Annotated in this window: 20 protein-coding genes; 11 read left to right on the plus strand and 9 right to left on the minus strand. The window is 71.5% G+C overall.

The window, feature by feature from the left end:
• Positions 1-67 precede the first annotated feature (67 nt).
• Positions 68-1,510 (plus strand): amino acid permease, encoded by a 1,443-nt coding sequence (locus tag OG611_RS31910; protein ID WP_266428122.1) that lies wholly within the window; start codon positions 68-70, stop codon positions 1,508-1,510.
• A gap of 10 nt (positions 1,511-1,520) precedes the next feature.
• Here OG611_RS31910 and OG611_RS31915 read toward each other — a convergent pair whose 3' ends face one another.
• A complete protein-coding gene (locus OG611_RS31915; RefSeq protein ID WP_266428124.1) occupies positions 1,521-1,952 on the minus strand; it encodes an ATP-binding protein in 432 nt (143 codons plus the stop codon).
• Positions 1,953-2,209: 257 nt separating this feature from the next.
• On the opposite strand from OG611_RS31915, the gene OG611_RS31920 reads away from it, so the two are divergent.
• A complete protein-coding gene (locus OG611_RS31920; RefSeq protein ID WP_266428126.1) occupies positions 2,210-3,037 on the plus strand; it encodes an enoyl-CoA hydratase family protein in 828 nt (275 codons plus the stop codon).
• Between the two features lie 2 nt (positions 3,038-3,039).
• Positions 3,040-5,352 carry a bifunctional salicylyl-CoA 5-hydroxylase/oxidoreductase gene (locus OG611_RS31925; RefSeq protein ID WP_266428128.1) on the plus strand — a complete coding sequence of 771 codons (2,313 nt, stop codon included), beginning with the start codon at positions 3,040-3,042 and terminating at the stop codon, positions 5,350-5,352.
• Here the strand turns inward: OG611_RS31925 and OG611_RS31930 are convergent.
• From OG611_RS31930 to OG611_RS31940, 3 genes are all read right to left on the minus strand, one after another.
• On the minus strand, positions 5,339-5,770 hold the full coding sequence (locus OG611_RS31930; RefSeq protein ID WP_266428131.1) for a hypothetical protein: 432 nt from the start codon (positions 5,768-5,770) through the stop codon (positions 5,339-5,341). The genes OG611_RS31925 and OG611_RS31930 overlap by 14 nt on opposite strands.
• The gene (locus tag OG611_RS31935; protein WP_266428134.1) at positions 5,767-6,588 is read right to left on the minus strand and encodes a GNAT family N-acetyltransferase; all 822 of its coding nucleotides are present in this window, start codon (positions 6,586-6,588) and stop codon (positions 5,767-5,769) included. The genes OG611_RS31930 and OG611_RS31935 overlap by 4 nt, the downstream gene beginning before the upstream one ends.
• 69 nt (positions 6,589-6,657) lie before the next feature.
• Positions 6,658-8,262 (minus strand): AMP-binding protein, encoded by a 1,605-nt coding sequence (locus tag OG611_RS31940; protein ID WP_266428137.1) that lies wholly within the window; start codon positions 8,260-8,262, stop codon positions 6,658-6,660.
• A 194-nt stretch (positions 8,263-8,456) separates the two neighbouring features.
• Here OG611_RS31940 and OG611_RS31945 point away from each other — a divergent pair, with 194 nt between their 5' ends.
• Positions 8,457-9,584 (plus strand): acyl-CoA dehydrogenase family protein, encoded by a 1,128-nt coding sequence (locus OG611_RS31945; RefSeq protein WP_266428140.1) that lies wholly within the window; start codon positions 8,457-8,459, stop codon positions 9,582-9,584.
• Positions 9,581-9,982 carry a RidA family protein gene (locus OG611_RS31950; RefSeq protein ID WP_266428143.1) on the plus strand — a complete coding sequence of 134 codons (402 nt, stop codon included), beginning with the start codon at positions 9,581-9,583 and terminating at the stop codon, positions 9,980-9,982. The genes OG611_RS31945 and OG611_RS31950 overlap by 4 nt, the downstream gene beginning before the upstream one ends.
• Positions 9,983-10,059: 77 nt before the next feature.
• Here the strand turns inward: OG611_RS31950 and OG611_RS31955 are convergent, their stop codons facing one another.
• The 5 genes from OG611_RS31955 to OG611_RS31975 form a co-directional block, all read right to left on the minus strand.
• Positions 10,060-11,193 (minus strand): FAD-dependent monooxygenase, encoded by a 1,134-nt coding sequence (locus tag OG611_RS31955; RefSeq protein ID WP_266428146.1) that lies wholly within the window; start codon positions 11,191-11,193, stop codon positions 10,060-10,062.
• Positions 11,194-11,382: 189 nt separating this feature from the next.
• Positions 11,383-11,952 carry an ATP/GTP-binding protein gene (locus tag OG611_RS31960; RefSeq protein ID WP_266428150.1) on the minus strand — a complete coding sequence of 190 codons (570 nt, stop codon included), beginning with the start codon at positions 11,950-11,952 and terminating at the stop codon, positions 11,383-11,385.
• 6 nt (positions 11,953-11,958) lie between these two features.
• The gene (locus OG611_RS31965) at positions 11,959-12,315 is read right to left on the minus strand and encodes a DUF742 domain-containing protein (RefSeq protein ID WP_266431347.1); all 357 of its coding nucleotides are present in this window, start codon (positions 12,313-12,315) and stop codon (positions 11,959-11,961) included.
• A gap of 44 nt (positions 12,316-12,359) precedes the next feature.
• Complete coding sequence (locus tag OG611_RS31970; RefSeq protein WP_266428153.1) at positions 12,360-12,797, minus strand: roadblock/LC7 domain-containing protein; 438 nt, start codon at positions 12,795-12,797, stop codon at positions 12,360-12,362.
• Positions 12,794-15,664 (minus strand): nitrate- and nitrite sensing domain-containing protein, encoded by a 2,871-nt coding sequence (locus OG611_RS31975; RefSeq protein WP_266428156.1) that lies wholly within the window; start codon positions 15,662-15,664, stop codon positions 12,794-12,796. Before OG611_RS31975 ends, OG611_RS31970 begins: the two co-directional genes overlap by 4 nt.
• A 409-nt stretch (positions 15,665-16,073) precedes the next feature.
• On the opposite strand from OG611_RS31975, the gene OG611_RS31980 reads away from it, so the two are divergent.
• The 6 genes from OG611_RS31980 to mnhG are packed head-to-tail and all read left to right on the plus strand — an operon-like array spanning position 16,074 to position 22,566.
• Positions 16,074-18,998, plus strand: coding sequence for a Na+/H+ antiporter subunit A (locus OG611_RS31980; RefSeq protein WP_266428158.1), 2,925 nt, complete (start codon positions 16,074-16,076; stop codon positions 18,996-18,998).
• Positions 18,995-19,597: a Na(+)/H(+) antiporter subunit C gene (locus OG611_RS31985; protein ID WP_266428161.1), complete on the plus strand. Its 603-nt coding sequence runs from the start codon at positions 18,995-18,997 to the stop codon at positions 19,595-19,597. Before OG611_RS31980 ends, OG611_RS31985 begins: the two co-directional genes overlap by 4 nt.
• Positions 19,594-21,255 (plus strand): Na+/H+ antiporter subunit D, encoded by a 1,662-nt coding sequence (locus OG611_RS31990; protein WP_266428164.1) that lies wholly within the window; start codon positions 19,594-19,596, stop codon positions 21,253-21,255. Before OG611_RS31985 ends, OG611_RS31990 begins: the two co-directional genes overlap by 4 nt.
• The gene (locus OG611_RS31995) at positions 21,252-21,881 is read left to right on the plus strand and encodes a Na+/H+ antiporter subunit E (protein WP_266428166.1); all 630 of its coding nucleotides are present in this window, start codon (positions 21,252-21,254) and stop codon (positions 21,879-21,881) included. The genes OG611_RS31990 and OG611_RS31995 overlap by 4 nt, the downstream gene beginning before the upstream one ends.
• Positions 21,878-22,216, plus strand: coding sequence for a monovalent cation/H+ antiporter complex subunit F (locus OG611_RS32000; protein ID WP_266428169.1), 339 nt, complete (start codon positions 21,878-21,880; stop codon positions 22,214-22,216). Before OG611_RS31995 ends, OG611_RS32000 begins: the two co-directional genes overlap by 4 nt.
• Positions 22,213-22,566, plus strand: a complete 354-nt coding sequence (gene mnhG, locus OG611_RS32005) for a monovalent cation/H(+) antiporter subunit G (RefSeq protein ID WP_266428172.1) — start codon at positions 22,213-22,215, stop codon at positions 22,564-22,566. Before OG611_RS32000 ends, mnhG begins: the two co-directional genes overlap by 4 nt.
• Positions 22,567-22,576 lie beyond the last annotated feature (10 nt).

Genomic DNA, 22,576 nt, shown 5'->3' on the forward strand with positions numbered 1-22,576 from the left:
TCACCTGAGCCCCCACAGCCCCGGTCGCACCTCCCCCACATGCTCCACCAGAGAAGAGACCATCCCCGTGAGTCCGTTGCGCCCACCGATCCCCCCGCACCTGTCCGGGCCGCGCATCAAGAATCCCCACCAGCTGATCGCCGAGTCCGGCGCCGACCTGGAGGGGCACGGCCTCAAGCGCACCATGGGGCTCTTCCAGCTGGTGTGCTTCGGTGTCGGCGCCGTCGTCGGCACCGGCATCTTCGTCGGACTCTCCGACAGCGTGGCCGAGGCGGGCCCCGCGGTCGTGCTCTCCTTCGTGCTCGCCGCGATCACCTGCATCTTCACCGCGTTCTCCTTCGCCGAGCTGGGCAGCGCCATCCCGGTCTCCGGCAGCTCCTACTCCTTCGCCTATGCGACTCTCGGCGAACGCATCGCCTTCCTCGTCGGCTGGTGTCTGCTGCTGGAGTACGGCGTCTCGGTCTCCGCGGTCGCCGTCGGCTGGAGCCAGTACGTCAACGAGCTGCTGGACAGTCTGTTCGGCGCGCAGCTGCCGGCCGCTCTCTCGGCGGGTCCCGGCGACGGCGGTGTGATCAATCTGCCCGCCGTCCTGGTGGTCATGATGGCCGCCACCCTGCTGGTGCGCGGCGTCCGGGAGAGCGCCGGGGCCACCGCCGCGATGGCGGTCCTCAAGATCACCATCCTGATCCTGTTCTGCGTCATCGCCTTCACGGCCTTCGAACGCGGGAACCTCACGCCGTTCTTCGCCCAGGGCGCGGGCGGGGTCACGGCAGGTGCGTCGCTGGCGTTCTTCTCGTACATCGGCTTCGACGCCATCACCACCGCGGGCGAGGAGGTCAAGAACCCGCGGCGGAACATCCCGATCGCGATCATGGTCTGCATCGGCCTGGTCACGCTGCTCTACTGCGCGGTCGCGCTCGCCGCCATCGGCGCGCTGGGGCCGAAGGCCGTCGCCGACCGGCCGGCGGCGCTCTCGATCGTCGTCGACCAGGTCACCGACTCGACCGTCGGCGGCGGAATCGTCGCCTTCGGAGCGGTCGTCGCGATCGCGTCCGTCGTGCTCGCGGTGATGTACGGGCAGACCCGCATCCTGATGTCGATGTCCCGTGACGGACTGATCCCGCGGGTCTTCGAGCGGGTCTCGCCGCGCACGGCGACGCCGGTCGCCAACACCTGGATCGTGGCGGTCGTCTTCGCGGTCCCGGCGGCCTTCTCGTCGCTCGACGTGGTGGTGAATCTGACCACCATCGGCACGCTGGCCACCATGGTCGCGGTGAACGTCGCGGTGATCGTGCTGCGGCGCCGCAACCCGGAGGTGAGGGGCTCGTTCCGGGTGCCGCTCTATCCGCTGAGCCCGCTGCTGGGCGTCGGCTTCTGCCTCTATCTGATGTACGGGACGGGCTGGGCGACCTGGATCCAGTTCGCGGTCTTCCTGATCGTCGGCTCGGCGGTGTACGCCTTCTACGGCCGCAGCCGCTCCCGGCTGGCCGCCGCCGACGCGGCCCGGTGAGGGCGGCGGCTCAGCTCTGAGGCGCGAGGGACGGCAGGGTGAACCACACGGCCTTGCCGTGCTCCGTGGTGCGGTGGCCGCAGGACGAGCTGAGCGTCCGGATCAGCAGCAGACCCCGGCCGTGTTCCTGCCAGGGGTCCGGCTCGCCGCCGGGCCGGGAGAAGGAGAGACCGCCCGGCGGGGCGGGGTCGCGGTCGTGCACCTCGACCTGGCAGCCGCTCGGCAGGAGCTCCACGACCAGCTCGATCGGCTCGTCGCTGCGGGTGTGCTCGACCGCGTTGGCGACCAGCTCCGCGGTGAGGAGCTCGGCGGTGTCGGTGTCGGCCGGTGCGTCGATGTCCGCGAGTGCGGTACGGATCAGGGCGCGGGCAATCGGTACGGCCGCCGTCGAATGCGGTAGCGCGATTCGCCAGGAGGCGGGGAGAGGGACATCGGGGGGCACGGCATGGTTTCCGTTCCGGGGTGGGGTGCGGGTGTGGTCGCGGGTGCGTGGGTGCGGGGACTCTCCGGTATCAAGACATCTCGGTTTCAACCTTACGAAGTGCAATGACATGGGCAAGGGGCCGCCGACAGGTATGAAAGGGACGTTGGTCACTGCGTTCTCCCGCTCCGTCTATCGCGTGCTCGTGACGGAAGTCACGAACCAGTGATAAGTTCGGGTGCAGGTAGCAGCCCGACGGCTGAAGGGGAGCCCCCTCCATGAGCCCGTTTCCCAGCTCCGCCCCGCACACGGACGACTGGCGCCATCTGCGGCTGACGACGGACGACGGGGTTGCCACCGTCACGCTCGCCCGGCCCGAGAAACTCAACGCGCTCACCTTCGGCGCCTACGCCGATCTGCGCGACCTGCTTGCCGAACTGTCCCGCGAACGCAGCGTGCGCGCTCTGGTGCTCGCGGGGGAGGGCCGCGGATTCTGCTCCGGCGGAGATGTCGACAACATCATCGGCGCGACACTCGCCATGGACACCGCCCAGCTCCTCGATTTCAATCGCATGACCGGACAGGTGGTGCGAGCCCTTCGTGAAACCCCCTTCCCCGTCATCGCCGCCGTACACGGGGTGGCGGCGGGCGCCGGGGCGGTGCTCGCGCTGGCCGCGGACTTCCGGATCGCCGATCCGTCGGCCCGTTTCGCCTTCCTGTTCACCAAGGTCGGCCTCTCCGGCGGCGACATGGGCGCCGCCTACCTGCTGCCGCGCGTCGTCGGCCTCGGCCATGCCACCCGATTGCTGATGCTCGGCGAACCGGTCCGCGCACCCGAAGCGGAACGTATCGGACTGATCAGCGAACTGACCGAAGAGGGCCGGGCCGATGTACGCGCGGCGGCGCTCGCCCGTCGCCTCGCCGACGGACCGGCCCTCGCCCTCGCCCAGACCAAGGCCCTGCTCACCGCCGAACTCGACATGCCGCTCGCCGCCGCGGTCGAGATGGACGCCGCCACCCAGGCCCTGCTGATGCACGGCGAGGACTACGCGGAATTCCATGCCGCCTTCACCGAGAAGCGGCCACCGAAGTGGCGGGGCCGGTAGCGATGCCCCCCGAAACGGCCCCGTCCGGTGCGGCCCGGACCGGCGTGAAGCGCATCGCGGTCATCGGCGGCGGGCCCGGCGGGCTCTACGCCGCGGCCCTGCTCAAGCGGCTCGACCCGGAGCGCGAGATCACCGTCTGGGAGCGCAACGCCCCCGAGGACACCTTCGGCTTCGGCGTGGTCCTCTCCGACGAGACCCTCGGCGGCATCGAGCACGCCGACCCCGTCGTGTACCGGGCCCTCCAGGACGAATTCGTACGGTGGGACGACATCGACATCGTCCACCGGGGCGTCACCCAGACGTCCGGCGGCCACGGCTTCGCGGCGCTGGGCAGACGCAGGCTGCTGCGGATCCTGCACGACCGCTGCGAATCCCTCGGCGTACGCCTCCGCTTCCGCACCGGGGCGCCGCCGGCCGCAGAGCTGGCCGCCTCCCACGACCTGGTGATCGCCGCCGACGGTGTGCACAGCCTCACCCGTACCGCCCACGCCGACACCTTCGGTCCCCGCCTCACCACCCACCGCTGCCGCTACATCTGGCTCGCCGCCGACTTCGCCCTCGACGCCTTCCGCTTCGAGATCGCCGAGACCGCTTACGGGGTGATGCAGCTCCACGGCTACCCCTTCTCGGCCGACGCCTCCACCGTCATCGTCGAGATGCGCGAGGAGGTCTGGCGGGCCGCCGGATTCGACACCTGCGACGCGGAGCACTCGACCCTGCGGTGCGCCAAGATCTTCACCGAGGCGCTCGGCGGACGGCCGCTGCGCTCCAACAACTCCTCCTGGCTCACCTTCCGCACCGTCGTCAACGACCACTGGTCGCACGGCAACACCGTCCTCATCGGCGACGCCGCCCACACCGCGCACTTCTCCATCGGCTCCGGCACCAAACTCGCCGTCGAGGACGCCCTCGCCCTCGCCGCCTGCATCGAGGAACAGCCCGACCTGCCGACCGCACTGGCCGCGTACGAGGCCGAGCGCCGGCCGGTCGTCGAATCGACCCAGCGGGCCGCCGCGGCCAGCCTGCGCTGGTTCGAGGAGCTCGCCACCTACGTCGACCAGCCGCCCCGCCAGTTCGCCTTCAACCTCCTCACCCGCAGCCGCCGCGTCACCCACGACAATCTGCGGCTGCGCGACGCCTCCTTCACCGCCGCCGTCGAGGAGGAGTTCGGCTGCGCCCCGGGCGTCCCGCCGATGTTCACCCCGCTCCGACTGCGCGGCCTCGAACTGCGCAACCGCGTCGTCGTCTCACCCATGGACATGTACTCGGCCGTCGACGGCGTCCCCGGCGACTTCCACCTCGTGCACCTGGGCGCACGCGCGCTCGGCGGTGCCGGTCTCGTCATGACGGAGATGGTGTGCGTCAGCGCCGAGGGCCGCATCACCCCCGGCTGCACCGGGCTCTACACCCCCGAACAGGCCGCCGCCTGGACCCGGATCACCGACTTCGTCCACACGGGCGCGCCCGGTACGGCCATCGGCGTGCAACTCGGCCACTCCGGACGCAAGGGCTCCACCAGACTGATGTGGGAGGGCATCGACCAGCCCCTCGACCACGGCAACTGGCCGCTCACCGCCGCCTCCCCGATACCGTACGCGGACGGCGTCAACCAGGTCCCGCACGCCCTGGACCGCGCCGGGCTCGACGCCGTGCGCGAACAGTTCGCCTCGGCGGCCCGGCGCGCCGACCACTGCGGCTTCGACCTGCTCGAACTCCACTGCGCCCACGGCTACCTGCTCTCCGGATTCCTCTCGCCGCTCACCAACCAGCGCACCGACGAGTACGGCGGACCACTGCACAACCGGCTCCGCTTCCCCCTCGAAGTCTTCGACGCGATCCGCGCCGACTGGCCCGACGACCGGCCCATGACCGTCCGGATCTCCGCCACCGACTGGGCCGAGGGCGGCACCACGGCCGAGGACGCCGTCGAGATCGCCCGCGCCTTCGTCGCCCACGGGGCCGACGCCATCGACGTCTCCACCGGCCAGGTCGTCCCCGACGAGCGCCCCGAGTACGGCCGCTCCTACCAGACCCCGTACGCGGACCGGATCCGCAACACCCTGTGCGTGCCCGTCATCGCGGTCGGCGCGATCTCCTCCTGGGACGACGTCAACTCGCTGCTGCTCGCGGGCCGGGCCGACCTCTGCGCCCTGGCCCGCCCCCACCTCTACGACCCGCAGTGGACCCTGCACGCGGCGGCCGAGCAGGGCTACGGCGGACCGGGCGCGCCCTGGCCGCTGCCGTACCGCGCGGGCAGCCGCACCCCGCCGACGGGCCGCACGGACGCACCGAAGCCCCGGCTCACCCTGGAGTGACGGGCAGGCACTCGTGGCACCGGCACCGGTCCGGGCACGGCGCCCCGTGGTGCGCATGCCGCTCCTCGCGGGCGATCCGCTCCAGCAGCGCGGCCAGCTCCGCGGCCTCCTCCCGAGTGCCGAACCCCCGGCTGTCGCACCGCTTCAGCACCGCCGGGGTGTATACCAACCGCGCCCGGAAGGTGTGCAGATGGCGGGTCCCCGTGTCGATGGTGATCCAGTGACCGGTGTGCCGCCCGTGCCCCACCGTGGTCAGCTGCTGGTGCCCCATGCCCGGGTAGGTGTCGACGACGTACACCTTCGCCCCGCCCCGGTACGTCTTCGTGCCCGGCCGCAGCTCCTGGCCGAGATCCCCGTACCGCCGCCACAGCACCACGTTCGCGGCGACCAGCCAGACGGGTTCCGGCGGCCCGCTCACCGCTCCACCACGCTGATCAGCAGCCGGTCCGAGACCGGCCGGTAGCCGATGCGCCGGTACACGCCGTTGCTGGTGGGGTTCGCGAGGTCGGTGAAGAGCAGCACCTCCTGCGCACCGGCCTCCCGCGCGGCCCGGCTGATCTCCGCCGTCACCGCGGCCGCGTAGCCCCGGCCACGGTGCTCCGGCGGGGTGTAGACCGTCACGATCCGCACCATGCCCGCGAGCCTCGGGGAGACGCCCGCCATCGACACCGGGGTGCCGCCGTCCTCCCAGAGCGTCAGCCCGCCGGAGGCCGTACGGTCGTCGACCAGCCGCTCGACATGGGCGCCGGACTGGCCGATCTCGTCGGCGAAGGCGTGGTGCCAGCTCAGCAACAGCTTCCGGTCGGCGGCGACGGCAGTCCTGGGCCGTCCCGAGGGCGCGGGGGAGGGCGGGATCAGCGTCGCCAGCCGGTAGAGCCGCTGCTCCTCGTCGACGCGGTGGCCGGGCCAGGCGGCGGCGAGCGCCTCTGCGGTGGCCCGGTCCGCGTTGACCCGGGTCAGGGGGAGCGCGGCGGCCAGCGGACCGATCGCCTCCGGGACAACGGACCCCAGCATCGGTGGATACGGCGGGGTCCGCACCAGCGTCCCGGAGACCTCGCCGTCCGCCCCGCGCCACCAGCCCAGCAGCGGGGCGGCGTCGCCGTAGGCGTGCGGGCCGCGCAGCCGGAGGGTCTCGGTGACGGTCAGGATCAGGGTGTTCTCGGCGGGCCGGGCGGCCAGCGAGGCGCCGGCCGCGTCGAGGAACGCGTCGACGTCATCGGTGAAGGTCCAGGGCATGCCTCATCCTGCCGCGTGCGCGCGGCACGAAGCACCCGTATTTCGGGGCCGGTTGCCCGGCCTCCCGGGTCAGTCGTCGTTCCGCAACCGGAAACGCTGGAGCTTGCCGGTGGCGGTGCGGGGGAGAGCGGGCAGGAACTCGATGACGCGCGGGCACTTGTGCGTGGCCAGCTCGCTCTTCACGTGGGCGCGCAGCTCGTCGGCCGACGTCACCGCGCCCTCGCGCAGCACCACGTACGCCACCACGATCTGGCCGCGCAGCTCGTCCGCCCGGCCCACCACGGCCGCCTCGGCCACCGAGGGGTGGTGCAGCAGGGCGTCCTCGACCTCGGGGCCCGCGATGTTGTAGCCGGAGGAGATGATCATGTCGTCGGCGCGGGCCACGTAGCGGAAGTAGCCGTCCGCGTCGCGCACATAGGTGTCGCCGGTGAGGTTCCAGCCGTGCGCGACGTAGTCCCGCTGGCGCTCGTCGGCGAGATAGCGGCAGCCGACCGGGCCGCGTACGGCGAGGAGCCCGGGTTCCCCGTCCGGCACCGGCCGGCCCTCGCGGTCCAGCACCCGGGCCTGCCAGCCGGGCACGGGGACTCCGGTGGTGCCGGGGCGGATCGCGTCGTCGGCGGCCGAGACGAAGATGTGCAGCAGCTCGGTGGCGCCGATGCCGTTGATGATGCGCAGCCCCGTCCGCTCGTGCCACGCGTGCCAGGTGGCCACCGGAAGGTTCTCCCCGGCCGAGACGCAGCGTCGCAGCGCGCCGAGATCGTGGTCGTCGATGTGGTCGAGCATCACGCGGTAGGCGGTCGGCGCGGTGAACAGCACCGAGACCCGGTGGGCGGCGAGCGCGGGCAGCAACTGCGCCGGGCCGGACTGTTCGAGCAGCAGGGCACTGGCCCCGGCCCGCAGCGGGAAGACCACCAGTCCGCCGAGCCCGAAGGTGAAGCCGAGCGGCGGACTGCCCGCGAACACGTCGTCGGGAGTGGGCCGGAGCACCTGGGCCGAGAAGGTGTCGGCGATGGCGAGCACATCCCGGTGGAAGTGCATACAGCCCTTCGGGCGTCCGGTGGTGCCCGAGGTGAACGCGATCAGCGCGACATCGTCCGCCGCCGTGTCCACGGCGCGGTACGGCCCGCTCCTGGCCTCGGCCAGGCGCAGCAGATCGTCCGGGGCGTCACCTCCGTACACCGTGATCCGCAGCCCCGGCACCTCGGCCTTCACCAGGTCGTCGACCGCCCGGACGTCGCACAGTGCGTGACTCACCCGGGCGATGGAGCAGATGGTGGAGAGTTCGGCGGACCGCTGCCGGTCCAGCACCGTGACGGCGATGGCGCCCGCCTTCAGCACCGCGAGCCAGCAGGCGGCCAGACGGGGTGTGGTGGGGCCGCGCAGCAGGACGCGGTTGCCGGGGACGACCCCCAGGTCGGAGGTGAGGACATGGGCGATCCGGTCCACCCGCTCCCGCAGCTCCCCGTAGCTCCAGACCGCGCCGTCGGAGGTGCGGAAGGCGGGGCGGTCGGGGCCGAAGCGGTCGGTCGTGCGGTCCAGTAGTTCCGCCGCGCAGTTGAGGCGGTCCGGATAGCGCAGTTCGGGAAGGTCGAAGAGCAGTTCCGGCCACTCGTCCTGGGGTGGCAGGTGCTCCCTGGCGAAGGTGTCGAGGTGCGCTGAGGTCTTCGGGTCCATGGCGGATCGCCCCCTTGTCGCCTCTGGAGCGTATCGTTTGGGTGACGGTAGTCAACGGTCCGCGATAAGACGAGTGGACTGGAAAACGAGCGGGCGGGAAGACGAGCACGGAAACGGACGGGACGACAGACCGGAGTACTGATGCGAAGAACGGGCACGAGAAGACGGGCAGACGCGACCAGAGAGGCGCCGGTATGACGGCATTCTCGCTCGATCCGGCACAAACCGCCTGGTGTGAAGAGCTGAGGACCCTTGCCGAGCAGCAACTGCGCCCCCTCGCGGAGAAGGGCGACCCCGGCCATGTCAACCGCCCGCTGATCGCCGCACTCGGCGAATCGGGCCTCCTCGACCGGATGCTGAACTCCGGCGCCCTCGATCTCTGCCTGCTCCGCGAGTCCCTGGCACGCGGCTGCACGGAGGCCGAGACCGCGCTGGCCCTCCAGGGCCTCGGCACTCACCCCCTGGTCCGTTCGGGCACCCCGGCCCACCGCGAACGCTGGCTCCCCGAGGTGCGCGCGGGCCGCGCCGTCGCCGCCTTCGCGCTCAGCGAGCCGGGCGCGGGCTCCGACGCGGCGGCCCTCGCCCTGAACGCCGAACACACCCCCGGCGGCTGGCGGCTGACCGGCGAGAAGTGCTGGATCTCCAACGCGCCCGAGGCCGACTTCTACACCGTGTTCGCCCGCACGGCCCAGGGCGCCGGCTCCCGCGGCGTCACCGCGTTCCTGGTCCCCGCCGACCGCCCCGGACTGACCGGTACCGCCCTCGACATGCTCTCGCCGCATCCCATCGGGGCCCTGGACTTCGACGGTGTCCCGGTCACCCCCGACGACGTCCTCGGCGAACCGGACCGGGGCTTCCGGGTGGCCATGGACACCCTCAACCTGTTCCGCCCCAGCGTCGGCGCGTTCGCCGTCGGCATGGCCCGCGCCGCCCTCGACGCCACGGTGGAACACACCGCCCACCGCACCGCGTTCGGCGGCCCGCTGAAGGACCTCCAGGCGGTCTCCCACCAGGTCGCCGAAATGGCGACCCGCACCGAGGCCGCCCGGCTCCTGGTGTACGCGGCCGCCGCCGCGTACGACGCGGGGGAGTCCGGCGTGCCGCGCCGGGCCGCCATGGCGAAGCTGTACGCCACCGAGACCGCGCAGTACGTCGTCGACACCGCCGTCCAACTGCACGGCGCCCGAGCCCTGCGCCGCGGCCACCTCCTCGAACACCTCTACCGTGAGGTCCGCGCGCCACGGATCTACGAGGGCGCCAGCGAGGTCCAGCGCACGATCATCGCCAAGGAGCTGTACGCGAGCCGGGAGGCGTCCGTATGAGTCCGGTCCACCGGATCAACCCCGTCGAGCTGTCCCCGCCCACGGGCTTCTCGCACGCCGTCACGGTCACCGGCGGCCAACTGGTCTTCCTGGCCGGGCAGACCGCCCTCGACCAGGACGGCAAGGTCGTCGGTGACGATCTGCCCGATCAGTTCGCGACGGCGCTCACCAATCTGCTCACCGCGCTGCGCGCGGCGGGCGGCGCTCCCGCGGACCTCGCCCGGGTCACCGTGTACGCCACCGATGTGGCCGACTACCGCGAACGGGCCGCCGAACTGGGCCGGATCTGGCGGCAGTTGGCAGGTCGCGACTATCCGGCGATGGCGGTCATCGGGGTGGCCAGGCTCTGGGACGAGCAGGCCCTGGTGGAGATCGACGGAGTGGCGGTACTGCCCTGAACGCACCGTACGGGCCCGGTGACCCGGGCCCGTACGGCAATCGGCGCATCAGCGCGGTCGGTGCTGGCCTCTGCCGGTCAGTACGGCTTCACCAGCACGTGCGCCGCGCCCGGAATGCCGACCTTCAGCAGCTCGTCCTCCTCGGGCGTCGTCTCGTTGCCCGTCTCCTGCTTGAGCACCGCACGCGACATGGCCTGCACCCACATGGCCCGGGGGCGCCGGCGTGCCTCCCACGCGTCGAGAGCCGCGGCCACCTCGGCCTCGGCGTCCAGCGACTCGGCGAGCACCAGCGCGTCCTCGACGGCCATCGCCGCGCCCTGCGCGATGTGCGGGGTGGAGGCGTGCGCGGCGTCACCGGCCAGGACGACCCGGCCGACGTGCCACGGCTCCTCGACGGTCACCTGGGAGATCCGCGAGTACACCACCGAGGCCGGGTCGGTGACGGTGGCGAGCGCCTCGGCGACCGGCCCGGAGAACATCGCCAGCCGCTCCGTGAGCTGCTCATGGGCCCGCTCCGGGTCCGGCCGGAAGTCCTCGGACTCCGCGAACACCGCACCCAGGTACATCAGTTCCTCGGTGATCGGGGTGAGCAGCGCCTTGGCCTCCTTGCCCGCGGTGCCCATCACCACGCCCCGCACCCGGGGCTGGCGGGGAACCGTCACCCGCCAGTTCGCGAAGCCGGTGTACTCGGGGGTGTAGCGGTCCCCGTAGAGCCGGGTGCGCAGCGGCGAACCGATGCCGTCGAAGCCGACCACCAGGTCCCAGCGGCCCGAGGAGCCGTCGGACAGGGTGACGTCCACGCCGGAGCCGTCGTCGGTCAGCTCGGTGATCGTGGTGCCGAAGCGGATCTCCGCACCCGCGCCGACGGCGGCGGAGTTCAGCACCCGGGCGAGGGCGGGGCGCGGGATGCCGTTGTTCGAGGGGGCGTCGCCCATCCGCGGCTGGGGTATCTCGGCGAGCGTGTTGCCGGCCGGGTCGGCGATGGTCAGGATCTCCCACTCGAAGCCCGCCTCCAGGCAGTCGTCCAGGGCCCCGATCTCCCGCATGACGTGGAGGGCGTTGGACGGCTGGATGATGCCGACGCCGAGCGCGTCCAGCTCGTCACGGAGCTCGGCGACCTCGACGGTGTGACCGCGCCGGGCCAGCGCGGTGGCGAGGGTGAGCCCGCCGATGCCGCCGCCGTGAATCAGGACGCGCAGGGGTGTTGCCATCTCAGGTGTCTCCAGAGTGGGAGAAGTAGGACCGACCGGAAAATGGGGAGTGGGAGAAGGAGCGGGGCTGGGTGCGTGCAGTTGCAACGCGGAGCACTGTCGACCGACGACAACGCCGCGCAGATGTGCGTGCCCAGCCCCGCGACGCCGCCCCCTATTTGCCGGTCGGTCCGAGGGGGAACCGAACGGTCAGCCGGCCGCGACGGGCAGGCTCATCAGGTGGTCCACCAGGGCCAGCAGCACGTCCCGGCCGAACGGCCGCTCACGGACATCGCCGATCAGCAGCGGAACATGCGGATCGAGGTCGAGAGCTGTCCTGATCTCGTCCGGCGTACGGGTGTTGTGGCCGTGGAAGCAGTTGATCGCGACCACGAACGGGATGTCCCGGCTCTCGAAGAAGTCGATCGAGGCGAAACTCGTCTCCAGCCTGCGGGTGTCGGCGATCACGACACCGCCGAGCGCCCCGTTGACCAGGTCGTTCCACATGAACCAGAAGCGTTCCTGGCCGGGGGTGCCGAAGAGGTAGACCACCAGCTCGGAACTGACCGTGATCCGCCCGAAGTCCAGGGCCACGGTGGTGGTGTCCTTGTCGCCGATACCGGCGAGGTCGTCGACACCGATGCTGGCCTTGGTCAGGTACTCCTCGGTGCGCAGCGGGGCGACCTCGCTGACCGCGCCCACCATGGTGGTCTTGCCGACGCCGAAACCTCCGGCGATGAGGATCTTGACGGCGGCGGAAGCCGCCTGACTGCTTGTCATCTTGGTTCAGAGTCTCCGGAGTCCGTCACGAACGGTGGCCAGCAGGCCCATGTCGACCCCGCCGGCCACACGCGCCACCGAGAGCGGGGCACGGGCCAGCAGCAGGCCCGGGGCGACGAGGTCGGCCAGCAGGATCTTGGTCACCGACACCGGGAGGCCGAGGTCGCACGAGACCTCGGCGACCGCGGACGGGCGGCGGCAGCGCTCCAGGATCAGCCGGTGCTCAGGCTGGAGCTTCCCCGGCAGGATCGGCGCACCGTGCTCGTCCCGGGGGTCCTGCGCGGTCGTGAGCACGGTGATGAGGCTGAAGTCGTCCCGCTCGGGAGCGGTCCGGCCGCGGGTGATGGTGTACGGGCGCACCATCGTGCCCGCCCCGTCCTCCTCCTCTTCCTCCTCCCAGTACGGGGTCACGCGCGCTGTCCGTCTCCGGTGCCGAAGGCGTCGAACTCACCGCGGGCCGGGGTGCCGAGCTTCTGGCCGACCTGCTGCACGAGGTTGTGCATGGCGAGCGACATGATCTCGGCATCCACCTCCTGGGAGGCGATCACGGCCAGGTGGGTGCCCTGGGCGGCCGCGATGATGAAGAGCCAGAGGTCGTTCAGCTCGACGATGACCTGGTGCACGCTGCCGCCGTCGAAGAGCTGGCCGACGCCGCGCGCCAGGCTCTGCTGGCCGGTGCAGATGGCGGCCAGCCGCTCGGCGTCTGCACGCTCGATGGTGCGCGAATGACTCACCACCAGACCGTCGTCGGAGAGCAGGATGGCGTTCCGGGTCTCGGCCACCGAGTCCACCAGGCCGTCGAGCAGCCAGTCGAGATCCTGATGGGTTGCAGTTGTGCGTGTCATGACCGTTCTTCTCTCGTGGGGAGGGGGGTGGCGGGCTGTGTCGGCGGCTCGTCGGTCGCGCGGGCTGCGCGGGACCGACGCTGGAACGCCCCGATCGCGGCGCCGGCCCGTTGCGGGGCTGGTCGCAGCAGCGGTTTCTCGTACCGGCTCGCCGGCTTGGGCTCGGCGGACCGGGCGGCCGGGTCGCCCCGCAGTTCGTCTGCCAGGCTGGCCTGCCGCACCCGGCGCGGCAGCGGGGGCTCCGTGCCGGGCGCGGGGAGGGCGGGCCGGTCGGACCGGTTCTCCGTGCGGGCGGCGTCCGGCTCCGGCGGGGCCGAGTGGTCGGGTACGGACACCGGCAGCTGCGCGGGGCGGGCGGTGTCCGGTCCAGAGTGCCGGGGCCCGGGGATCGGGAGGCCGGGACGGTCCGCCTCGACGTCGGAGGGGTACGGGGCGGCGTAAGGCTGCTGCGGGGCCGGGTACGGCTCATCGGTCGTCGCGTACGGCGGCTGGTCCACGGGGTACTGGCCGGCGGCCGTCATGTACGGCTGCTCGGGCGGGCCGTACGGGGCCTCGTGCGTGGCGTACGGGCTCGTAGGCGCCCCATAGGGCTCGGCCCACACCGGAATCGTGTTCTCCGGTGCCGCGTAGGGCTGTTCCTGGCTGTCCGTGAACGCGTCCTCGGACGCCTGGTACCGCTGCTCTTCCTGCTCCGGCGCCGAGTACGGCTGCTCCGGGGCGGAGTAGGGCGCGCCTGCCGTGTTCAGCGCGGTGACTCCGGCCAGTGCCTGACCCTGGATGCGGGTGGGCAGTGCACCGTCGGCCGCGGGGGCGGCGGGGGCGGCGGGCGCGGCGGGGGCGGTAGCAGCGGGAGACGGCACACCGACCGGACCGGTCTGCGGTGCGGAGACGGTGAGCTCGTCGGGGACGAGCACGACCACCCGGGTACCGCCGTACGCCGAGGAGCGGAACTCCACCCGCAGGTCGTGCTGGACCGCGAGCCGTGCGATCACGTAGAGACCGAGACGGATGTCGTCGGAGTGGGCGAGCATGTCCATCCGGGGCGGCCGGACCATCAGCTCGTTGGCAGCGGCCAGCTGATCCTCCTCCATCCCGAGGCCACGGTCCTCGACCTCGATGACCAGACCGCGGCTCACCTTGGCGGCCCTGACCTCCACCGGGCTCGGCGGCCGGGAGAAGCTCAGCGCGTTCTCGATGAGCTCGGCGAGCACATGGGAGAGCGGGCCTACGGCCCGCTCCGACAGCCAGGGGCTGCCGTCGAGATCCAGCACCACACGCCGGTAGTCCTGTACTTCGCCCTGGGCGGAACGCATCACGTCCAGCAGTGGAACCGGCTTGCGCCAGCGCCGGTGCGGGGAACCGCCCGCGAGAATCACCAGGTTCTCCTCGTACCGCCGCAGTCGGGCGGTGAGGTGGTCGAGGTCGAAGAGGCCGTCCAGCACCTCAGGGTCCTCGTGCTTGCGCTCCAGCTCGTCCAGCTTCTTGAGCTGCTGACCGATCAACTGCTGGGTGCGGCGCGCGATGCGCTGGAGCAGCCGCTCGAAGCCGCGTTGCTGATCGGCCTGTTTGACGGCCGCCACCAGCGCACTGGTGCGCGCCAGATTGAGCGCGTCGCCGAGCCGGCTCAGCTCGTCGGTCTTGCCGCCCTTGCTGTCGTGCTCGATGGCGCGGGCCTCGGCCTCGACATCGATGCGCTCCCCCTGTCCGAGGCGCTCGACGACATCGGGCAGGGCCTTCTCCAGCTCCTCGGCCCGCTCCTGCAGGCTGCCGATCCGGCGGCGGAGGTTACGGGTGAGGCGCCAGGTGGTCCAGATGACCGCGATCACGGCGACCAGGCTGACCACCGTGGTCAGCACCATCTTGAACAGCAGCGACATCACATTGCTTTCGCCCTCCTCGATCACGAGAGCGGTGGAGTGCTCCAGCAGCTCCTCGATCTGCGGGCCGACCTCGTCCATCGCGCCGCGCCAGGCCTTCTCCTCGGCGTCGATGGCGACGAACCCGTCCGCGTCGGCATCGGCCGGACGCAGCACCTCGTTCTCCACCCGCGTCTTGGTCTTCCAGGCCGGACTGCGGGTGATCTTCTCCCACACGGCCTTCTCGTCCGGCGGCAGGTAGGGGACGACCTTGGTGGAGTACTGGAGCGACTGGCCGGAAACAGCCTCTCGAACCTGCTTCAGATCCTCGGTGCTCAGCTTCCCCTTCGACCAGCCGCGCGCCAGCAGAGCATCCGAACGGGAAATCATCTCCTTGGTCCAGAACAGGTCGGCCAGCGGCTGTGAGAGCGTGGTGATCCTGCCGTTGTCGACATGGCTGAGCGCCGTGAAGAGCTGGAGGTCGACCGCGATCAGGTCCGTGTAGTAGCCGTACACGACCTGCTGCTGGTCGTTGCCGCCCTCGTTGACGAGGGCGCGCTGGGCGGGCAGTTGATTGATCTCCTTGCGGGCCTCGGTGACCGCGTCACGGACCTCGGCGGGGGCGGCGTCGGCCGCCACATCGGAGAGCGACTGGAAACGCTCGATCGCCTTGTCGGTCAGCCTGCGCTGCTTCTGCAGCGCATCGGTGGCGCCCTTGTGTCGGGCGAGCGCCTCGGCGCTGAGTCGACGCTCCTCCTGCAGATTGTAATACACGATGTTGGAGGGCTGACCCGCCTTCTGGGCCAACTGTCCCTGGGCTGACTGGCGCTGGAAGTCCAACAGGGTCTGACCACTGGTGTCGGCCCAGAAGGCGGCCAGTGTGACGCCGGGAACGATGGCCAGTATGAGCAGGGCTGTCCGCAGCGACATAGTGGTCGACTCGGTCCGCCGTGAGGCGCGCGTGCGCAGGGCGTGCTCCTTGATGGTGGTGCCAGCCTCACGACTGGTCAAATCAGTTGAGAACTTTGACACATTGATATTAGTTGCATTGCAAGAATGGCAAGAAAGTGGGCTCACAAGCGCATCGCTGATCAACTACATCTCTGCCACCGAGTCCCGGAGGTGACCGGTTTGAACCGGTTCGGGCCGGTTCGAGTAGCGGGCCGGGTGATCGCGCGGGACGCTTGAGGCGTCCGTAAGGAGCCACGAACCGACCGAGGAAGGTCACCGGTGGGCACCGAACCGCCCCCGCGCCCTGCGGCGAGCGCAGGTGAACCCACCGTGCCGAGCGGGGCGCGGCGCGCCGTACGGGTGAAGCACGGTCGGGGATATATCTGTATTCAGTGCCCTTTGTTCATGATGTATCGCCCAGGCCCCGGATTCCCGACCGGGGCGGGCGCGGGACGCCCCCCGGGGCCGTATGACCGCGCTCATCGTCTGCCACTTCGTCCTGGCCGCCTGCGCGCGCCCGCTGGTACGAGCGCTGGGCAGGCGCGCCTTCGTCGTGCTCGCGCTGCCGCCGGCCGCCGCCACCGTGTGGGCCGCCACACAGTGGGACACCGCGGCGTCCGGCGGCTCGGTCACCTGGTCGTGGCAGTGGATGCCGGCGTACGGCGTCACCGTCGATCTGCGGCTCGACGCGCTCGCCGAACTGATGGTGCTGCTCGCGGCCGGAATCGGCACGCTCGTCCTGCTGTACTGCTCCTCGTACTTCACCGACGAGACCCCGCAACTGGCCGGCTTCGCCGGGAACCTCCTCGCGTTCGCGGGTGCCATGCTTGCCCTGGTCCTCGCCGACGACCTGATCTCGCTCTATGTGTTCTGGGAACTGACCACCGTCTTCTCGTACCTGCTGATCGGGTACGACAGCGAACAGAAGCACAGCCGCCGCTCCGCGCTCCAGGCGCTCACCGTGACCACTCTCGGCGGCCTCGCGATGTTCGTCGGCTTCCTGATCATCGGTCAGTCGGCGGGCACCTACCGGATCTCCGCCATCCTCGCCGACCCGCCCGGGGCGAGCCTCGCCGTCTCGGTCGCCGTGGTGCTGATCCTGTGCGGGGCCCTGTCGAAGTCGGCGATCTGGCCGTTCAGCCTCTGGCTGCCGAACGCCATGGCCGCGCCCACCCCGGTCAGCGCCTATCTGCACGCCGCCGCGATGGTGAAGGCCGGTGTCTACCTGGTCGCGCGGCTCGCGCCCGGCTTCGCGGACGTGCCCGTCTGGCGGCCCGTCGTGATCGTCCTCGGCGCCGCGACCATGCTGCTCGGCGGCTGGCGGGCGCTGCGCCTGAACGACCTCAAGCTGGTCCTCGCCTACGGCACCGTCAGCCAGCTCGGCTTCCTCACCCTGCTCGCCGGGGCCGGCAGCCGGGACACCGCGCTGGCCGCCGCCGTCATGATCCTGGGCCACGCGCTGTTCAAGGCCCCGCTGTTCCTCGTCACCGGCATCGTCGACCACGCGGCGGGCACCCGCGATCTGCGCAGGCTCTCCGGCGTCGGCCGGGCACTGCCGCACGTCTGCGCGGTCGCGGTGCTCGCCGCCGCCTCCATGGCGGCCCTGCCCCCACTGCTCGGCTTCGCCGCCAAGGAGGCCGCCTTCGAGGCGCTGCTGCACGGATCGGCCGCCGACCGCTGGGCGCTGGGCGTCACGGTCGCGGGCTCGGCGCTGACCGTCGCGTACACCGTGCGGTTCGTCTGGGGCGCCTTCGTCCGCAAGCCCGGGGTCGAGGACACCCCGGTGCACCGGGTCGGCTGGTCGTTCCTCGCACCGCCCGCCCTGCTCGCGCTCTGCGGGCTGGTGCTGGGGCCGGGCGTCGGATGGACCGACCGGCTGTTCAGCGCGTACGCGGACGCGTTTCCCCCGTCCGCCCATCCCTACCACCTCGCGCTCTGGCACGGCTTCGGGACGGCCCTGCTGCTCTCGGCCGTCGCCATCGCGGGCGGTGTGGTGCTCTTCATGGGCCGCGCCGGCGTGACCCGGCTCTCCCGGCGGATCGCCTGGCCGACCGCCGACAGCGTCTTCGGGCATCTGCTGCTCGGCCTGGAACGGCTCTCCCTCCAGCTCACCGGCTTCGTCCAGCGCGGCTCGCTCTCCGTCTACCTCGCCACCACCCTGCTCGTGATGCTGGCCGGTCAGCTCACCGTCCTCGGCGTGGACCGGCCCTGGCGCGCAGCCGCCGCCCCGAGGATCTGGGACGCCCCCCTGCAGGGCGCCATCGCCGTGCTGACCTGCGCCGCCGCACTCCTGTGCCTCACCGTGCGACGCCGGATGAAGGCCGTGGTCCTGGCCGGGCTGACCGGATACGGCGCGGCGCTGCTCTTCGTCGTCCAGGGTGGACCGGACCTGGCGCTCACCCAGTTCTGCGTCGAGACCGTGTCGATGATCGTGTTCGTGCTGGTGCTGCGGCGGATGCCGGTGCACTTCCAGGAGTCGGTCAGCAGCTGGCGACGTGCCGTGCGCATCCCGGTGGCGCTGGCCGCGGCGGCGACGCTCGGTGTGGTGGTGTGGGTCGCGGCGGCGGCCCGTACGGCGGATTCGGCGGGCGCGGCCATGGTGGCGGAGGTCTCCCACCACGGGCTGAAGGACGTCGTGGCCACCATCCTCGTCGACCTGCGGGCCTGGGACACGATGGGGGAGTCCGCGGTGCTCGCCGCCGCGGCGGTCGGCGTCACCAGCCTGATCTATCTGCACCGCCGGACCGAGGGATCGTCGCTGCGCGAAGAGGCGGGCGGACGTACCGCCTGGTCGTTGACGGCCCCCGGGATGACGGGACTTCCACAGGGCGGCGAAGGGGCGCCGGAGCGCGGCTGGCTCGCGGCCGGCGCGACGCTGGCGCCCGAGCACCGCTCCGTCGTCTTCGAGGTCGTGGCCCGGCTGCTGTTCCACCCGGTCCTGGTGCTCTCGCTGTATCTGCTGTTCTGCGCCGAGAACATGCCGGGCGGCGGCTTCGTCGCCGGGCTCGTCGCCGGACTCGCCCTGATCACCCGGTACCTGGCCGGCGGCCGGTTCGAACTGGCCGAGGCCGCCCCTCTGCAGCCCGGCCTCTTCACCGGCCTCGGGCTGTTCGTCTCCACCGGCGTCGCCCTGCTCGGCCTCGCCGACGGAACGGTCCTGCACGCCTGGACCCACCACGGCCGGCTGCCCCTGATCGGCGAATACCACATCGGTACGCCCATCCTCTTCGACTTCGGGGTCTATCTGCTGGTCCTGGGCGTGGTGCTGGACATCGTGCGCGCGCTCGGCGCCAAGATCGACCGTCAGATCGAGCGCGCGGCAGCCGAGAGGGCGGCTGCTAGCACCGCCACACCACCGCGCGCGGCACCCGGCACGGAAGGCACCCCCGGATGACCGTCAGCGTCTCCCTCCTGGCCACCGCCGCGGTGCTGTGCGCGGTCGGCGGCATCCTCATGCTCACCCGGCCGCTCACCCGCATCCTGCTCGGCGCGGTGATCGCGGGCAACGGCATCAACCTGCTCGTCCTCGCCGCCGGCGGACGGGCAGGGGCGGAACCGCTCCTCTACGGCGTCCCGCTGGGACGGGTCACCGACCCGCTGCCGCAGGCGATCGCGCTCACCGCGATCGTCATCACCCTCGCCACCACGGCGTTCCTCCTCGCCATGGCCTACCGCAGCCACCAGCTGACCGGCACGGACGAGGTCCACGACGACCTGGAGGACCGTCGCATCGCGCTGCGCTCCGAGGTGCTGGGGGAGCGGGACGAACTGCGCGAGCGCTACCGGGCCGCCTCCGAGGTCACGGACGAGGAACGCGCCCGCTACCGCGAGGAGCGCCGCCGTCTGCGGGCCCGGCTGCGTGCCGACCGCGCCCTGCAGGCCCGCGGCCGGGACGCCACCGGGGACCTCTGGCACGACGTACTGGGCGCGGACCCCGAGGACTACGCATCACAGCAGGCCCACCCCGACGCCGACCCGGGAGCCACCGGATGAACGCACTCGTCCCCCTGCCGGTGCTGCTGCCGCTCTGCGCCACCGGCCTGAGCCTCGCCTTCGGCACCCGCCTCAAACAGGTCCAGCGCCTCATCAGCGTCGCCGTGCTCACCGCCGTACTGGGGCTCTCCCTCACCCTGATGATCGTCGCCGACACCCGAGGCCCGCTCACCGTCCACCTCGGCGACTTCGCCCCGCCGCTCGGTATCACCCTGGTCGCCGACCGGCTGTCCGGACTGATGCTGACCGTCTCCTCGGCCGTCACGCTCTGCGTGCTGGTCTACTCCCTCGGCCAGGGCATGGCCGACCGGGACGAGGAGACACCCGTGGCGGTCTTCCACCCCGCCTATCTGATCCTGGTCGCCGGGGTCTCCTGCACCTTCCTCGCGGGCGACCTGGTCAACCTCTACGTCGGCTTCGAGATCATGCTGGTCGCCAGCTTCGTGCTGCTCACCCTCGGCGGCACCGGACCCCGCGTCCGCGCGGGCTCCACCTACGTGATCATCTCGCTGTTCTCGTCGATGCTGTTCCTCACCGCCATCGCCATGACGTACGCGGCGACCGGCACCGCGAACTTCGCCCAGCTGGCCGGCCGCCTCGCCGAACTCCCGCTCGGCGTCCAGACCTTGATCCAGGCGATGCTGCTCACCGTCTTCGCCATCAAGGCCGCCGTCTTCCCGCTCGCCGCCTGGCTCCCCGACTCCTACCCGACCGCGCCCGCCCCGGTCACCGCCGTCTTCGCCGGCCTGCTCACGAAGGTCGGCGTCTACTGCATGCTGCGTACGGAGACACTCCTGTTCCCCGGCAACCGGCTCGGCGATCCGTTGATGGCCGCCGCACTCGCCTCGATGGTCGTCGGCATCCTCGGAGCCGTGGCCCAGACCGACCTGAAACGGTTGATCTCCTTCACCCTCATCAGCCACATCGGCTACATGGTCTTCGGCATCGGCCTCGCCACCCGGGACGCGTACGGCGGCGCGATCGTCTACGTCGCCCACCACATCACCGTCCAGACCACGCTCTTCCTGGTGGCGGGGCTGATCGAACGCCGGGGCGGCACCACCGAACTCACCCGGATCGGCGGCCTCGCCAAGGCCGCCCCGCTGCTCGCCGTCCTCTTCTTCGTCCCCGCCATGAACCTGGCCGGCATCCCGCCGCTGTCCGGCTTCATCGGCAAGCTCGGGCTGATGCGGGCCGGGGTCGCCGACGGCAGCGTCTGGGCGTGGGTCCTCGTCACCGGGTCGGCGGTGGCCAGCCTCCTCACCCTGTACGTGGTGGCCAAGGTCTGGAACCTGGCGTTCTGGCGGGCCGCACCGCCCGGACAGGCCGCCGACGGCACCGTCCTGGAGTCCGACTCCGACGAGGACGAGGACGCCGACGACGCCGACGAGGGCCCCGACCGCATCCCCGGAACCGGCGACGAACCGGTCCGCCCCCGCCATCAGCCCGCCGGGCGCGCGGTCGCGGCCACCCTGCACGGACACGCCGTCACCACCACCACGAAACTGCCGCGGCCGATGACCGCGGCCACCGCCGCGGCCGTCGCGCTCGGCCTCGCCTTCACCGTGTTCGCGGGACCACTGACCTCCTACACCGACCGCGCCGCCGCCGAACTCATCGCGCGGGCCCCCTACGTCCAGGCGGTGCTCGGCCGGTGAAACGCCTGATCACGCTGTCCTTCCGGAACAAGGACCTGCCGCCCTTCAGCTGCGAGTTCGGCGGGCGGCGACGACGCGTGCTCGACCTCCCGCTGATCGCCTGGCTCACCCTCATCTGGGTGCTGCTCTGGTCCAGCCCGAACCTGGCCAATGTGCTCACCGGCGCGGTCGTCGCGGTGGCCGTCTGCCTGGCCTTCCCGCTGCCCCGCGTCGACCTCGGGCTCCGCCTGCACCCCTGGGGAATCCTGATGCTCGCCGGGTACCTGCTCTACGACATGTACACCTCGGGCGTACGCGTCACCCGGCAGATCTTCGTCGACCACCCGCACCGGGCCGCCGTCATCGCGGTACCGCTGCGCTGCCGTTCCGACCTGATGCTCGCGGCCACCGCCGTCGCCGTGTCCAACGTGCCAGGCGGATCGGTCGTCGAGGTACGCCGCGCCACGGCCACCGTCTTCCTGCACGTCCTCGACGCGGACAGGCCCGCCGTACTCGACGCGGCACGCCGCTCCGTCTGGCGCCTCGAACGGCTGACCGTACGGGCCTTCGGCACCCCGGACGAGATCGCCCGCGTCGCCGGACCACCACCCTCGACCACACCACCCGACAGGGAGGGCGATGCATGAGCGTGCCGGAGACCGTCGACCGGGCGCTGCTCACCGCGGCCGTCGTGGTGATCGTCGTCGCCGGAGCGGGGCTCCTGGCCCGGATCCGGCGAGGCCCCTCCATGCTGGACCGGGCCATCTCGCTGGACGTGTGCGCCGCCCTCATCATCGCGGGTCTCGGCGCCAAGTCCGCCTTCGCGCGCGACTCGTTCTACTTCCCGATCATGCTGGTGCTGGCCTTCCTCGGGTTCACCGGGTCGGTCGGCATCGCCCGCTTCATCGCCGTACGAGACCGGCCGCCCCGACACGGCGCGAACGGGGACGGCCCCGACAGCTCCGAGGGGGAATCGCGGTGAACACCTGGCTCCGGATCCTCGACATGGCGGGCGCGGTCCTGGTCCTCATCGGCGCGGGCATCTGCCTGCTCGGTGTGATCGGGATGCTGCGGCTGCCCGATGTGCTCTCCCGCAGCCATGCCGCCACCAAACCGCAGACCCTCGGCATGCTCCTGGTCCTCGCCGGGGTCGCCCTGCGGCTGCGCAGCGGCATGGATCTCGCCACCCTCGCGCTGATCGGCTTCTTCCAGCTGATGACCGGCCCCGTCGCCGCCCACCTGGTGGCCCGAACCGCCTACCGGACCGGCCAGATCGACCACGGCGAGCTGCTCTTCGACGAACTGGACGAGCAGTTGACCGAGGAGCACTGACCGGCATCAC

The sequence above is a fragment of the Streptomyces sp. NBC_01363 genome (assembly GCF_026340595.1).
Lineage (GTDB): Bacteria > Actinomycetota > Actinomycetes > Streptomycetales > Streptomycetaceae > Streptomyces.

Coding starts and splice junctions, on each gene's coding strand:
- OG611_RS31990 (WP_266428164.1), top strand. CDS start 19,594: ATGAACGCACTCGTCCCCCTGCCGGTGCTGCTGCCGCTCTGCGCCACC.
- OG611_RS31985 (WP_266428161.1), top strand. CDS start 18,995: ATGACCGTCAGCGTCTCCCTCCTGGCCACCGCCGCGGTGCTGTGCGCG.
- OG611_RS31960 (WP_266428150.1), bottom strand. CDS start 11,952: ATGACAAGCAGTCAGGCGGCTTCCGCCGCCGTCAAGATCCTCATCGCC.
- OG611_RS31955 (WP_266428146.1), bottom strand. CDS start 11,193: ATGGCAACACCCCTGCGCGTCCTGATTCACGGCGGCGGCATCGGCGGG.
- OG611_RS31965 (WP_266431347.1), bottom strand. CDS start 12,315: ATGGTGCGCCCGTACACCATCACCCGCGGCCGGACCGCTCCCGAGCGG.
- OG611_RS31940 (WP_266428137.1), bottom strand. CDS start 8,262: ATGGACCCGAAGACCTCAGCGCACCTCGACACCTTCGCCAGGGAGCAC.
- OG611_RS32000 (WP_266428169.1), top strand. CDS start 21,878: ATGAGCGTGCCGGAGACCGTCGACCGGGCGCTGCTCACCGCGGCCGTC.
- OG611_RS31925 (WP_266428128.1), top strand. CDS start 3,040: ATGCCCCCCGAAACGGCCCCGTCCGGTGCGGCCCGGACCGGCGTGAAG.
- OG611_RS31980 (WP_266428158.1), top strand. CDS start 16,074: ATGACCGCGCTCATCGTCTGCCACTTCGTCCTGGCCGCCTGCGCGCGC.
- OG611_RS31950 (WP_266428143.1), top strand. CDS start 9,581: ATGAGTCCGGTCCACCGGATCAACCCCGTCGAGCTGTCCCCGCCCACG.
- OG611_RS31920 (WP_266428126.1), top strand. CDS start 2,210: ATGAGCCCGTTTCCCAGCTCCGCCCCGCACACGGACGACTGGCGCCAT.
- OG611_RS31970 (WP_266428153.1), bottom strand. CDS start 12,797: ATGACACGCACAACTGCAACCCATCAGGATCTCGACTGGCTGCTCGAC.
- OG611_RS31935 (WP_266428134.1), bottom strand. CDS start 6,588: ATGCCCTGGACCTTCACCGATGACGTCGACGCGTTCCTCGACGCGGCC.
- OG611_RS31945 (WP_266428140.1), top strand. CDS start 8,457: ATGACGGCATTCTCGCTCGATCCGGCACAAACCGCCTGGTGTGAAGAG.